This is a genomic window from Streptomyces sichuanensis, assembly GCF_020328095.1.
Lineage (GTDB): Bacteria > Actinomycetota > Actinomycetes > Streptomycetales > Streptomycetaceae > Streptomyces > Streptomyces cinnamoneus.
The window spans coordinates 1-13,419 of the sequence record NZ_JAIXMK010000023.1; the positions used below are offsets into that span (position 1 = coordinate 1).

At 73.3% G+C, this 13,419-nt stretch carries 10 protein-coding genes; 8 read left to right on the forward strand and 2 right to left on the reverse strand.

Annotated features, from left to right (window positions below; translation table 11 throughout):
- From LE181_RS09995 to LE181_RS10030, 8 genes are all read left to right on the forward strand, one after another.
- A partial coding sequence (locus LE181_RS09995) for a DNA translocase FtsK (protein ID WP_225660860.1) occupies positions 1-1,781 on the forward strand: 1,781 nt, incomplete at its 5' end.
- A gap of 247 nt (positions 1,782-2,028) precedes the next feature.
- Entirely contained in the window at positions 2,029-2,844 is an 816-nt protein-coding gene (locus LE181_RS10000; RefSeq protein ID WP_225660861.1) for a helix-turn-helix domain-containing protein, read from the forward strand.
- A 126-nt stretch (positions 2,845-2,970) separates the two neighbouring features.
- The gene (gene rimO / locus LE181_RS10005; protein WP_225660862.1) at positions 2,971-4,473 is read left to right on the forward strand and encodes a 30S ribosomal protein S12 methylthiotransferase RimO; all 1,503 of its coding nucleotides are present in this window, start codon (positions 2,971-2,973) and stop codon (positions 4,471-4,473) included.
- Positions 4,470-5,096, forward strand: coding sequence for a CDP-diacylglycerol--glycerol-3-phosphate 3-phosphatidyltransferase (pgsA, locus tag LE181_RS10010; RefSeq protein ID WP_225660863.1), 627 nt, complete (start codon positions 4,470-4,472; stop codon positions 5,094-5,096). The genes rimO and pgsA overlap by 4 nt, the downstream gene beginning before the upstream one ends.
- Positions 5,093-5,632 carry a CinA family protein gene (locus LE181_RS10015; protein WP_225660864.1) on the forward strand — a complete coding sequence of 180 codons (540 nt, stop codon included), beginning with the start codon at positions 5,093-5,095 and terminating at the stop codon, positions 5,630-5,632. The genes pgsA and LE181_RS10015 overlap by 4 nt, the downstream gene beginning before the upstream one ends.
- Before the next feature lie 94 nt (positions 5,633-5,726).
- The gene (locus tag LE181_RS10020) at positions 5,727-6,110 is read left to right on the forward strand and encodes a helix-turn-helix domain-containing protein (protein ID WP_086566431.1); all 384 of its coding nucleotides are present in this window, start codon (positions 5,727-5,729) and stop codon (positions 6,108-6,110) included.
- 191 nt (positions 6,111-6,301) lie between these two features.
- On the forward strand, positions 6,302-6,772 hold the full coding sequence (locus LE181_RS10025; RefSeq protein WP_225660865.1) for a Dps family protein: 471 nt from the start codon (positions 6,302-6,304) through the stop codon (positions 6,770-6,772).
- Between the two features lie 88 nt (positions 6,773-6,860).
- Positions 6,861-7,073 carry a hypothetical protein gene (locus tag LE181_RS10030; RefSeq protein ID WP_225660866.1) on the forward strand — a complete coding sequence of 71 codons (213 nt, stop codon included), beginning with the start codon at positions 6,861-6,863 and terminating at the stop codon, positions 7,071-7,073.
- 708 nt (positions 7,074-7,781) lie between these two features.
- On the opposite strand, the gene LE181_RS10035 is transcribed toward LE181_RS10030, so the two are convergent.
- Both LE181_RS10035 and LE181_RS10040 read right to left on the reverse strand, forming a co-directional pair.
- On the reverse strand, positions 7,782-8,618 hold the full coding sequence (locus LE181_RS10035) for a DNA-formamidopyrimidine glycosylase family protein (protein WP_225660867.1): 837 nt from the start codon (positions 8,616-8,618) through the stop codon (positions 7,782-7,784).
- Positions 8,619-8,661: 43 nt separating this feature from the next.
- Entirely contained in the window at positions 8,662-13,413 is a 4,752-nt protein-coding gene (locus LE181_RS10040) for an ATP-dependent helicase (protein ID WP_225660868.1), read from the reverse strand.
- Positions 13,414-13,419: the final 6 nt, after the last annotated feature.

The window sequence follows — 13,419 nt, forward strand, 5'->3', positions numbered from 1 at the left end:
GCCGCCCGCCCGCGGAGCCCCCGGCGGGCCGGGAGCCGGACGCGGTGGACCTCGCCGCGGCGGCCGCCGCCTCGCTCGACGGTGCCGTCCTGCACGGCATCCCGCCCACCCCCCTCGTCGCCGACCTCAGCAGCGGCGTGACCCCGGACGGCGGCCTCCGCGACGGCGGGGCCGCGCCCGCCGCGCGCGGGAAGAAGAAGGCCCCGGCCGCCGGGACGCCGGGGACCGTGCCGGACCTCACCAAGCCCGCGCCCGAACCGGCCGGCGGACTGCCGGCCCGTGCCGAGCAGCTGCAGCTCGCCGGGGACATCACCTACGCGCTGCCCTCCCTCGGCCTGCTGGAGCGCGGCGGCCCGGGCAAGACCCGCAGCGCCGCCAACGACGCCATAGTGGCCTCGCTGACGAACGTCTTCGCGGAGTTCAAGGTCGACGCCGCCGTCACCGGCTTCACCCGCGGCCCGACGGTCACCCGCTACGAGGTCGAGCTGGGCCCGGCCGTCAAGGTCGAGCGGATCACCGCGCTCACCAAGAACATCGCCTACGCCGTCGCCAGCCCGGACGTACGGATCATCAGCCCGATCCCCGGCAAGTCGGCCGTCGGCATCGAGATCCCCAACACCGACCGCGAGATGGTCAACCTCGGCGACGTGCTGCGGCTGGCGGACGCGGCCGGTGACGAGCACCCGATGCTGGTCGCGCTCGGCAAGGACGTCGAGGGCGGCTACGTCATGGCCAATCTGACGACGATGCCGCACGTCCTGGTGGCCGGAGCCACCGGTTCCGGTAAGTCGTCCTGCATCAACTGCCTGATCACGTCGATCATGGTGCGGGCCACCCCGGAGGACGTCCGGATGGTGCTCGTCGACCCCAAGCGCGTCGAGCTCACCGCCTACGAGGGCATCCCGCACCTCATCACGCCGATCATCACCAACCCCAAGCGGGCCGCCGAGGCGCTCCAGTGGGTCGTGCGCGAGATGGACCTGCGCTACGACGACCTGGCCGCCTTCGGCTTCCGGCACATCGACGACTTCAACGCGGCCGTGCGCGAGGGCAAGGTCAAGCCGCCGGAGGGCAGCGGGCGTGAGCTCTCGCCCTATCCGTACCTGCTCGTCATCGTGGACGAGCTCGCGGACCTGATGATGGTGGCCCCGCGCGACGTGGAGGACTCCATCGTCCGCATCACCCAGCTGGCCCGCGCCGCCGGCATCCACCTGGTGCTGGCCACCCAGCGGCCGTCCGTCGACGTCGTCACCGGCCTCATCAAGGCCAACGTGCCCTCCCGGCTCGCCTTCGCCACCTCCTCGCTCGCCGACAGCCGCGTCATCCTCGACCAGCCGGGCGCCGAGAAGCTCATCGGCAAGGGCGACGGCCTCTTCCTGCCGATGGGGGCCAACAAGCCGGTCCGCATGCAGGGCGCCTTCGTCACCGAGGCCGAGGTCGCGGCCATCGTCCAGCACTGCAAGGATCAGATGGCGCCGGTCTTCCGCGACGACGTCACCGTCGGCACGTCGAAGAAGAAGGAGATCGACGAGGAGATCGGCGACGACCTCGACCTGCTGTGCCAGGCGGCCGAACTCGTCGTCTCCACGCAGTTCGGGTCGACTTCGATGCTGCAGCGGAAATTGCGTGTGGGATTCGCCAAGGCGGGCAGACTCATGGACCTGATGGAGTCGCGGGGCGTCGTGGGCCCCAGCGAGGGTTCCAAGGCCCGCGACGTGCTGGTGAAGCCCGACGAGCTGGACGGGGTCCTCGCGGTCATCCGCGGGGAGGACCGGCCGTAGCGGCTGGATCGCAGGCGACTGGATCGCGGTCGGACCGTGGTCGGATCGCAGCTGGAAAAGATCCCTGGCCAACCGTTTCTCTCGGGCCCGAGGGCAGTTGAGCGAGGGGGGAGGGGCGATGTGCCACTGCTGTTACCGCAGAGCATTCTGATGGCCTACAAAGTCCGGCTTCCCGCTTGCCCGACCGTTTCGCATCCCCCCTAGACTGAATCTCCAGCAGGTGGCTGCACGCTCGAAAGGCGCCCACGTGTCCATCGGCAACTCCTCAGAGTCAGAGTCAGAGGGTGACCGGCCCTCCGTCGGACGATCCCTTCAGCAGGCCCGCATCAGCGCCGGACTGACCGTGGAAGATGTCAGTTCGTCCACCCGCGTACGCATCCCGATCATCCACACGATCGAACAGGACGATTTCACCCGCTGCGGCGGACGCGTCTACGCCCGGGGACACATCCGCACGCTCGCCCGCGCGGTCGGCCTCGACCCCCTCCCGCTCGTCGCGCAGTACGACGCCGAGCACGGGGGACGTCCCGCGCCCACCCCGGCCGCCCCGCTCTTCGACGCCGAGCGCATCCGGCCCGAGCCGCGGCGCCCGAACTGGACGGCCGCCATGGTCGCCGCGATCGTCGCGGTCGTCGGCTTCGTCGGCTTCACGCTCTTCAGCGGCGGCTCCAAGAGCGGACCGGTCTCGGCCGACCCGGCCACCAGCAAGCCGTCCGCGGCACCGAGCAAGGCCAAGGCGGGGAAGGCGTCGTCCGACCCCAAGGCCGAGGCGTCCGCCAGCGCCATCGCCGGCGTCCCCGCCAACAAGGTCACCGTCAAGCTCACCGCCGACAACGGCCAGACCTGGATCTCGGCCAAGGACCACAACGGCAAGCTGCTGGAGGAGGGCGTCCTCAAGCAGGGTGCTTCCAAGACCTTCACCGACAGCAAGCGCATCGACCTGGTGCTGGGCAACGCCGGAGCAGTGCAACTGTTCGTGAACGGCAAAGAGGTCAAGAATCTGGCCGACGACGGCCGGGTCCAGCGCCTGAGCTACACCAGGGGCGACCCCTCGGCAGGCTGACCTGGGCGGGAGCCACGGACGGCAGGCGCACGGACGGGCGCGGAGAGCGCGTGGGTGACCAGGCTCTCCGCGCCCGCCTGCCACTCGGCAACGGAGGAGGCGCCGGGACAAAGTAGGCTGAGCCCTATGCCCGAACGCCGTACCGTCGCTCTTGTCACACTTGGCTGCGCCCGTAACGAGGTGGACTCGGAGGAGCTTGCAGGCCGCTTGGCGGCGGATGGCTGGGACCTCGTCGAGGACGCCGCCGACGCCGATGTGGCCGTCGTCAACACCTGTGGTTTCGTCGAGGCCGCCAAGAAGGACTCCGTAGACGCCCTCCTTGAGGCCAACGACCTCAAGGACCACGGGCGCACCCAGGCCGTGGTGGCCGTCGGCTGCATGGCCGAGAGATACGGCAAGGAGCTCGCCGAGGCGCTGCCCGAGGCCGACGGCGTGCTCGGTTTCGACGACTACGCCGACATCTCCGACCGCCTCCAGACCATCCTCTCCGGCGGCGTCCACGCCTCCCACACCCCGCGCGACCGGCGCAAGCTGCTGCCGATCAGCCCCGCCGAGCGCCAGAGCGCCGGCGGCTCCGGACAGGTCGCCCTGCCCGGGCACGCCCAGGAGGACACTCCTCCGGCGGACCTGCCCGAGGGCGTGGCCCCGGCGTCCGGCCCCCGCGCCCCGCTGCGCCGCCGGCTCGGGGACAGCCCCGTCGCCTCCGTGAAGCTCGCCTCCGGCTGTGACCGGCGCTGCTCCTTCTGCGCCATTCCCTCCTTCCGGGGATCGTTCATCTCCCGCCGTCCCTCCGACGTGCTGGGCGAGACGCGCTGGCTGGCCGAGCAGGGCGTCAAGGAGGTCATGCTCGTCTCCGAGAACAACACCTCCTACGGCAAGGACCTGGGCGACATCCGCCTGCTGGAGACGCTGCTGCCGGAGCTCGCGGCCGTCCCCGGCCTGGAGCGGATCCGCGTCAGCTACCTCCAGCCCGCCGAGATGCGCCCCGGCCTGATCGATGTGCTGACCTCGACGGACAAGGTCGTGCCCTACTTCGACCTGTCCTTCCAGCACTCGGCGCCCGGCGTGCTGCGCGCCATGCGCCGCTTCGGCGACACCGACCGCTTCCTGGAGCTGCTCGACACGATCCGGGCCAAGGCCCCGCAGGCCGGAGCGCGCTCCAACTTCATCGTCGGCTTCCCCGGCGAGACCGAGGAGGACGTCGCCGAGCTGGAGCGCTTCCTGACCGCGGCCCGGCTGGACGCCATCGGCGTCTTCGGCTACTCCGACGAGGACGGCACCGAGGCGGCCACGTACGAGAACAAGCTCGACCCCGACGTCGTCGCCGAGCGGCTGGCGCGCGTGTCGATGCTGGCCGAGGAGCTCACCGCGCAGCGCGCGGAGGAGCGGATCGGTGAGACGATCGAAGTACTCGTCGACCGCGTGGACGACGAGGACGGCGTCATCGGCCGGGCGGCCCACCAGGCCCCCGAGACCGACGGCCAGGTGCGGCTCACCTGGTCCGACGACGTGGCAGCGCCCGCACCCGGCCGTATGGTCGTGGCGAAGGTGGTGGCGAGCGAGGGTGTCGACCTCGTCGCCGAACCCCTCGGAATCGAGGGCGGGTGTACCGAGGAGGCGGGCAGATGAGCGGACTCCCGGCCTCCGCCGCAGGAGGTCCGGCTCCGGCGACGGGCGTGCGTCCGGCCGGATTGTGGAACATCGCCAACATCCTCACCATGGCGCGGCTGCTGCTGGTGCCCGGGTTCGTCCTGCTGATGATGCACGGCGACGGCTACGACCCGGCCTGGCGCTCCTTCGCCTGGGCGGCGTTCGCCGTTGCCATGATCACCGACCTCTTCGACGGCCATCTGGCGCGGACGTACAACCTGGTCACCGACTTCGGCAAGATCGCCGACCCGATCGCGGACAAAGCGATCATGGGTGCGGCGCTGATCTGCCTGTCGGTCCTGGACGACCTGCCGTGGTGGGTGACCGGCGTGATCCTCTTCCGCGAGATCGGCATCACGCTGATGCGGTTCTGGGTCATCCGGCACGCCGTCATCCCGGCCAGCCGGGGCGGCAAGATGAAGACCCTCGCACAGGGCGTGGGGGTGGGCATGTACATCCTCGCCCTCACGGGCCCGCTCGCGACCCTGCGCTTCTGGGTGATGGCGGTCGCCGTCGTGTTGACCGTCGCGACCGGGCTCGACTACGTCAGGCAGGCCGTCGTGCTGCGGCGGGCCGGGCGCTCCCGGGAGTCGGCGCGATGAGCGCCCCGGGCCCCGACGTCGCCGCGGAGGTGCTGGCGGCCCTGCTGGGCCGCGGGCAGACCGTGGCCGCCGCCGAGTCCCTCACCGGCGGTCTGGTCGCGGCCCGGCTGACCGAGGCGCCGGGGGCGTCCCGCACGGTCCGCGGTGCGGTCGTCGCCTACGCCACCGAGGTCAAGCGGGACGTGCTCGGCGTGAACGGGTCGTTGCTCGACGCGCGGGGCGCCGTCGACGCCGAGGTGGCCCGGCAGATGGCGCGGGGCGTACGGACCGCGCTGGCCGCCGACTGGGGGATCGCCACCACCGGTGTGGCCGGACCCGACGAGCAGGACGGCCGGGCCGTCGGCACGGTCTTCGTCGCCGTCGCCGGGCCGCACGGCGCGGGCGCAGTGCGCGAGCTGTCGCTCGACGGAGACAGGACGGCCATCCGGACCGGGAGCGTCCGGGCGGTCCTCGCGCTGCTCCTTCGCGAACTCACGGGGAACGCGGGGGCAAAGGATACGGAACACAACGGGGGGAATGGATGTTTGCAGCCCTGAGTGAACACGACATAGCTCCCCGCACGGCCGCACCCCGAGGCGGTACGGTGGGGCGTGAAGGAACCGGATTCGCGGTCCAAGGAGGGAGCCACCGATGATTCTGCTCCGTCGCCTGCTGGGTGACGTGCTGCGTCGGCAGCGCCAACGCCAGGGCCGCACTCTGCGCGAGGTCTCCTCGTCCGCCCGGGTCTCGCTCGGATATCTCTCCGAGGTCGAGCGCGGTCAGAAAGAGGCGTCCTCCGAGCTTCTCTCCGCAATCTGCGACGCTCTGGACGTACGGATGTCCGAGGTCATGCGCGAGGTGAGTGACGAGCTGTCGCTCGCCGAGCTGGCGCAGTCGGCGGCGGCGAGCGAGCCGGTACCCGCGCCGATGCGGCCGATGTTCAATTCGGTGTCCGTGACGTCCGTGACGGGCGTTCCGGGGGAGCGCGTGACCATCAAGGCCCCCGCGGAGGCCGTGGATGTGGTCGCGGCCTGAGGCGGGCTGAGACAGCCCCGACGGCATGTGTTTCACGTTCGGGATCCCGGTCAGGAGTTCTGACCGGGATCTCTGCGTTTTCCGGCCCGTGCGGCACCCCTGTGTCATGGTGGTTGCCGGGGCGGGAAAACCGGGAAAACGCGGAGCAAACGGATATATGCCGCGAATCGGCCGTGAACAGGAGGAATCAGATGTCCGTCGTGAAGAGCCCCCTGTCCGAGCAGGATCGCAAGGTCGTCGGTGATGCGCTCCAGGGCGCGCTCGTCGACCTCGTCGACCTTTCGCTCGTCGCCAAGCAGGTCCACTGGAACGTGGTGGGCCCCCGTTTCCGTTCGGTCCATCTGCAGCTCGACGAGGTCGTGGCGACCGCCCGCGGGCACGCGGACACCGTGGCAGAACGGGCCTCGGCGCTCGGCATCGCCCCCGACGGGCGGGCCGAGACGGTCGCCAAGACCAGCGGCATCGACCCGGTCGGCGGCGGCTGGACCAAGGACACCGAGGCGGTGCGCACGCTGGTGGCGGGGCTCGGCGCCGTGATCGTCAGGATGCGGGAGCGCATCCTTGCCACGGCCGAGCCGGACCCGGTCACCCAGGACATCCTGATCGGCCTGACGGGCGACCTCGAAAAGCACCACTGGATGTTCCAGGCGGAGAACGCCTGACCGTCGGCACGCGGCGGGGCCGGCGGTGGCCGCGGCGTCGCTACCGGCACGGGTGGCGGAGGCGGCCGGAGCAGGGTCTCCTGGGGGCATGAGCGAGCATCCGGTGATCCGCTTCACGACAGAGCTCATGGTGGTCTCGGACCTCGATCAGGCCACCGCCGGAGCCTTCGTCCGCACGGTCTACCAGGAGGGCGTGCACGAGGGGGAGCAGCGGGTGATCACCGAGCTGCACCGGCGTGACCAGGAGATCGCCGAGCTGGAGCGGGAGCTCGCGCGGGCGCGGGGAGAGCGCTTCGGCTGAGGGGCCCGGCCTGCTCGGGGCAGGGGTGGGGATGGGGGCGGGGCCTCGGGGGCCTCGGGGGGCGTGCTCAGGTGTCGGCCCCCTAAGGAGGCAGCCATGGACCGTAGCGAGGCGCCGGAGCGCCGACGGCGCCTGGGGCCGGCCGGGTGGCTGCTCGCGGCCGTGCTGGGCGGGGTGTGGTGCTGGGCCGTCTTCCGGCTGATCGCACAGCCGGGGCGGACGGGGTTCCTGGAGGGCGTGGTGGCCACCGGCGGATGGGGCCTGAGCCTGCTGCCGGTGCACTGCGTACCGCGGGACCGCAAGGCCGGCGGTCGGGGTGAGGAGGGTGCTGAGGGTGGCGAGAGGGCCGGAAGCGGCTCACGCCGCTGGTGGCGGCGGGCCGGAGGGCCGGGCGACGGGCGTGCGGGTGATGGGGGGCTGGGGGGCGGAGCGGTGCCGGATGGACCTGGCTGTGGGCCGGGCGAGGGCGGGCCGGGTGGTGGGCCGGTCGTGGGTGGGCCCGGTGGCGGGCCGGTCGTAGAGGGGCCAGGCTACGGGCCGGCTGGTGGTGGGCCGGGCGGCGGGTTGGGCAGCGGCGGTGGGCCGGGTGACGGCCCGGTCGTGGGTGGGCCTGGTGGCGGGCCGGGCTAGGGGCCGGCTGGTGGTGGGCCTGGTGGTGGGCCTGGTGGTGGGTAAGGCGCGGCACAGGGGCGGCTGGGGAGCTGGTCGTCATCCCTTCGGCTCAGTGGGAGCCGGCTGCCGGCCCGTGGGCGGGGCGGGGCCGGTCTGGCAGTGCGGGCACCAGAACGTGGTGCGCTCCTGGCCCGCCGGGCCCTGGCCCGCGGTGAGGATGGGCGTGCCGCAGCGGCGGCAGGGCTTGTCGGCACGGCCGTAGACCCACAGGTGACGGTCGGGACGGGCGTCGGCGGTGGTGATCCGGGCAGTACGGGCCTTGTTGGCCTCCAGGAGCTTCCGGGCGAGGGCCACCAGGCGTTCGGGCCCGTGCACCGACGCGACCGGAAGCCAGGGGGAGACCCGCAGCATGAAGCACAGCTCCGACTTGTAGACGTTGCCGATGCCCGCGAGATTGCGCTGGTCCAGGACGGCCTCGCCGATCGTGCGGCCGGGGTCGGCGAGCAGACGGCGGACCGCCTCGTCGGCATCCCAGTCGGGACCGAGCAGATCCGGACCGAGATGGCCGACGACGGTGGACTCGTCGGTGGTGCGCAGCAGGTCCAGGACGGGCAGACGATAGCCGACGGCCGTGTGACCGGCAGTGGCGAGCACGGCACGGATCTGGTGCTCCGGGCCACCGCCCCGCCGCCGGCCGCCGGCAGCCTGGACGCGCCAGGAGCCGTCCATGCCGAGGTGGGAGTGGAGGGTGAGGCCGCCCTCGACGCGGGTGAGCAGGTGCTTGCCGCGCGGGACGGTCTCCAGGACCGCCCGGCCGGTCAGGTCGACGGTGGCGAGCTTGGGCACGCGCAGGTCCGAGCGGATCAGCTGCGCGCCCGTCAGGGCACGGTGCAGCTCCTGCGCGGTGCGCCAGACGGTGTCCCCTTCGGGCATGGGGCGCCTCCTTCGTGCCTACGGCCCATGATGTGGCCTTGCTTCAGGGTGCGCGCAGGCGCAGCCCCCGCGGTGTGGCGTGGAACCCCACGGACTCCAGGAGCGGGCCGAGGGGAGCGGACAGGGCGGGGGAGCCGTTGATGCGTTCGACCGTGACGGTGCCCAGGGCGCCTTCCCGGGCCGCCTCGGCCAGTGCCGCGGCCGCCTCCTGCAGCCCCGGGTCGTCACTGCCGGCCGACTCCGCGCCCTCGTGCTGGGGCCAGGCGAGCAGGGTCTTCCCGCCACGCTCCATGTAGAGCGCCAGGGCGCCGTCGAGGAGGACGACCAGGGAGCCGGCCTTGCGGCCCGGCTTGTGCGCCGCGCCGGCGGGCGGCTCGGGCCAGGCGAGGGCCGCCCCGTAGGCGTTGGCCGGATCGGCGGCGGCCAGGACGACCGCCCGTCGGCGGGCGGGCCGGGCGGGCTGCGGGTCCCAGGGGGCGGCGGGCGCGCCGCCGGACCGCTCCCGGGCCGTGCCCGCGGCGCGCAGCCGGTCGACGGCGCCGTCCATGGCGAACTGCGCGGCACCCAGGCCCTCGACCACATAGCCCCGGCGGGCCTGGCCGCTCTCCTCGAAGACGGAGAGCACGCGGTAGGCCGCGGAGAAGCCGCCTTCCACCCCCTCGGCGGCCACGGCACCCCGGGTCACCACGCCGTGCCGGTCGAGGAGCGTGCGGGCCAGGGCGTGGGCCCGCAGGGTGGCGTCGGGCTCGCGCTGCGGCAGCAGCGACCAGCGGCCCGCCACCGTCGGCGGCCCGCTGCGGGAGGCGGTGGCGCGGGCCGTCAGGCCGGACAGGCCCGGCCGGCCCGTGAAGGCGCCGTAACGGCCGCGCGGCACGGCCCGCTTGGCGCGGTGCGCCGTGGACCCGGCCGTACGGCCCGAGCCGAGGAGCGAACGCAGCGGGGCGAGCGTGTCGTTGGTGAGCCGGCCGGACCAGGCGAGCTCCCAGAGGACCTCGGCGATCCGCGCGTCCGTGCCCGCTGCTTCCCCGGCTTCCGGATCGGCTGCGCGGACGCGGTCGGCGATCTGACGGAAGAACAGGCCGTAGCCGCCGGACAGGGTGTCGAGGACGGCCCGGTGGAGCGGGGACAGCTCCAGCGGGTGCGGCGCGGGCAGCAGCAGCGGGGCCGTGTCGGCGAGCAGCAAGGAGACCCAGCCGTCCTTGCCGGGCAGGGCCCCGGCTCCGGCCCACACGACCTCGCCCGAGGCGGTGAGCTCGTCGAGCATCGCGGGGGAGTAGTCCCGCACCCGGGCGGGCAGGACCAGCTTCTCCAGCGCGGACGCGGGCACCGGTGCGCCCTGCAACTGCTCCACGGCGCGCAGCAGTCCGTCGGTGCCGCGCAGTCCGTGCGAGCCGACGTGCTGCCAGGCGGGGAGGAACGCGGCGAGGGTGGCGGGCGGCACGGGCTCCAGCTCGTGCCGCAGGGCGGCCAGGGAGCGGCGGCGCAGTCTGCGCAGAACGGCCGCGTCGCACCACTCCTGCCCGATGCCGGAAGGATGGAATTCGCCCTGGACGATGCGGCCGCCGGCCGCGAGGCGGTGCAGCGCGCCGTCGGTCACCGCCGTGCCCAGGCCCAGGCGGGCGGCGGCCTGCGCGGAGGTGAACGGGCCGTGGGTCCGGGCGAAACGGGCCAGGAGATCGCCGAGCGGATCCTTGACGGGCTCGGTGAAGGCTTCCGGGACACCCACGGGCAGCGCCGTGCCCAGGGCGTCGCGCAGCCGTCCGGCGTCCTCGACGGCCGCCCAGTGATCCTGGCCGGCGATGCGGACCCGGATGGCGCGGCGGGCGTCGCCGAGCTCCTCGGCCCACTGCGGCTCGGCGCCGCGCCCGGCGAGCTCGGCACCGGTGAGGGGACCCAGCAGCCGCAGCAGGTCGGCGACGCCTTCGGCGTCCTTGACCTTGCGGTCCTCCGTCAGCCACTGCAGCTCGCGCTCCAGCTCGGTGAGCACCTCCGGGTCGAGCAGCTCGCGCAGCTCGGCCTGGCCCAGCAGCTCGGCCAGCAGCCGCGAGTCGAGGGAGAGCGCCGCGGCACGGCGCTCGGCGAGCGGGGAGTCGCCTTCGTAGAGGAACTGGGCGACGTAGCCGAAGAGCAGCGAGCGGGCGAACGGCGACGGCTCGGGTGTGGTCACCTCGACCAGCCGGACCCGGCGGGCCTCGACGTCGCCCATGAGCTCGGTCAGGCCAGGGACGTCGAAGACATCTTGGAGGCATTCGCGCACGGCCTCCAGGACGATCGGGAACGAACCGAACTCGCCCGCGACCTGCAGCAGCTGGGACGCGCGCTGGCGCTGCTGCCACAGGGGGGTGCGCTTGCCGGGGTTGCGCCGCGGCAGCAGCAGGGCCCGGGCGGCGCACTCCCGGAAGCGGGAGGCGAACAGCGCCGAGGAGCCGACCTGGTCGGTGACGATCCCGTCGACCTCTCCCTTGTCGAACGTGACGTCGGCTGCCCCGACGGGGGACTGCTCGCTGTCGTATTCCGCGCCCTGTCGTACCGGGTCGGCGTCGAGCAGATCCAGGCCCATGACGTCGGCGTCGGGCAGCCGCAGCACGATGCCGTCGTCGGCGTGCATCACCTGGGCGTCCATGCCGTACCGCTCGGCGAGCCGGGCGCCGAGCGCCAGGGCCCAGGGGGCGTGCACCTGGGCGCCGAAGGGAGAGTGGATCACGACGCGCCAGTCGCCCAGCTCGTCGCGGAAGCGCTCGACGACGATCGTCCGGTCGTCGGGCACATGGCCGCAGGCCCGGCGCTGCTCGTCCAGGTAGGCGAGGACGTTGTCGGCGGCCCAGCGGTCGAGGCCGGCGGCGGTGAGCCGCTCGCGGGCCGCCTCGGGCGCCGTGCCGCCGATCTCGCGGAGGAACGCGCCCAGGGCGCGTCCCAGTTCGAGGGGACGGCCGAGCTGGTCGCCCTTCCAGAACGGCAGCCGTCCGGGGATGCCGGGGGCGGGGGTGACCAGGACACGGTCGCGGGTGATGTCCTCGATCCGCCAGGACGTCGTGCCCAGGGTGAACACGTCGCCGACCCGCGACTCGTAGACCATCTCCTCGTCCAGCTCGCCGACCCGGCCGCCACCCTTCTTGGGATCCGCGCCGGCCAGGAAGACGCCGAACAGGCCGCGGTCGGGGATGGTGCCGCCGGAGGTGACGGCCAGCCGCTGCGCCCCCGGCCGCCCCGAGACGGTGCCGGCCGTGCGGTCCCACACCAGGCGGGGCCGCAACTCGGCGAAGGCGTCGGACGGGTAGCGCCCGGCGAGCATGTCGAGGACGCCGGTGTAGGCGGACTCCGGCAGGGCGGCGAAGGGCGCCGCGCGCCGGACCACGGCCAGCAGCTCGTCCACGTCCCAGGCGTCCATGGACGTCATGGCGACGATCTGCTGGGCGAGCACGTCCAGCGGATTGGCCGGCACCCGCAGCGACTCGATGGCGCCCTGGCGCATCCGCTCGGTCACCACGGCCGCCTGCACCAGGTCGCCCCGGTACTTGGGGAAGACGACGCCGGTGGAGACCGCGCCCACCTGGTGGCCGGCGCGGCCGACCCGCTGCAGGCCGGAGGCGACCGACGGGGGCGACTCGACCTGGACGACCAGGTCCACCGCGCCCATGTCGATGCCCAGCTCCAGGCTGGACGTGGCCACGACGGCCGGCAGCCGGCCCGCCTTCAGGTCCTCCTCGACCAGGGCCCGCTGCTCCTTGGAGACCGAACCGTGGTGGGCGCGGGCGATGACGGCGGGCGCGCCCTTGGCCGGGCCGGAACCGCCCATCAGCTGGGCCGGGGAGTGGTGCTCCGGCAGGGGCTCGCCGGTGGCGCGTTCATGGGCGATCTCGTTGAGGCGGTTGCACAGCCGCTCGGCGAGGCGTCGTGAGTTGGCGAAGACGATGGTGGAGCGGTGCGCCTGGACGAGGTCGGCGATGCGCTCCTCGACGTGGGGCCAGATCGACGGCTTCTCCTTGCCGTCGCCGCCCTCCTGCACCGGGGAGCCGCCGAGCTCGCCCAGGTCCTCGACCGGCACGACGACCGAGAGGTCGAACTCCTTGCCGGACGGCGGCTGGACGATCTCCACCTTGCGCTGGGGCGAGAGATAGCGCGCCACCTCGTCCACCGGGCGCACCGTTGCGGAGAGCCCGATGCGGCGGGCCGGGCGGGGCAGCAGGGTGTCGAGGCGCTCCAGCGACAGGGCCAGGTGCGCGCCGCGCTTGGTCCCGGCGACGGCGTGCACCTCGTCGAGGATCACCGTCTCCACGCCCGTGAGCGCCTCCCGCGCCGCGGAGGTCAGCATCAGGAACAGCGACTCGGGCGTGGTGATCAGGATGTCCGGCGGCCGCGTGACCAGCGCGCGCCGCTCGGCGGCGGGGGTGTCGCCGGAGCGGATGCCGACCCGGATCTCCGGCTCGGGCAGCCCCAGACGCACCGACTCCTGCCGGATGCCGGTCAGCGGGCTGCGCAGATTGCGCTCGACGTCCACCGCGAGGGCCTTGAGCGGGGAGACGTACAGCACCCGGCAGCGCTTGCCGCGCTCGGCGGGCGGCGGCGTGCTCGCCAGCCGGTCCAGGGAGGCGAGGAAGGCGGCCAGCGTCTTGCCGGAGCCCGTCGGGGCGACGACCAGCACGTCCGAACCCTCGTCGATCGCCCGCCAGGCACCGGCCTGGGCCGCCGTGGGCGCGGTGAAGGCCCCCGTGAACCAGGCGCGGGTCGCGGGGGAGAACGCGGCGAGGGCCCCTGCCGGGTCCTCCGCCGTCGGAGCTGCCATGTCGTCCGCCATGCACCC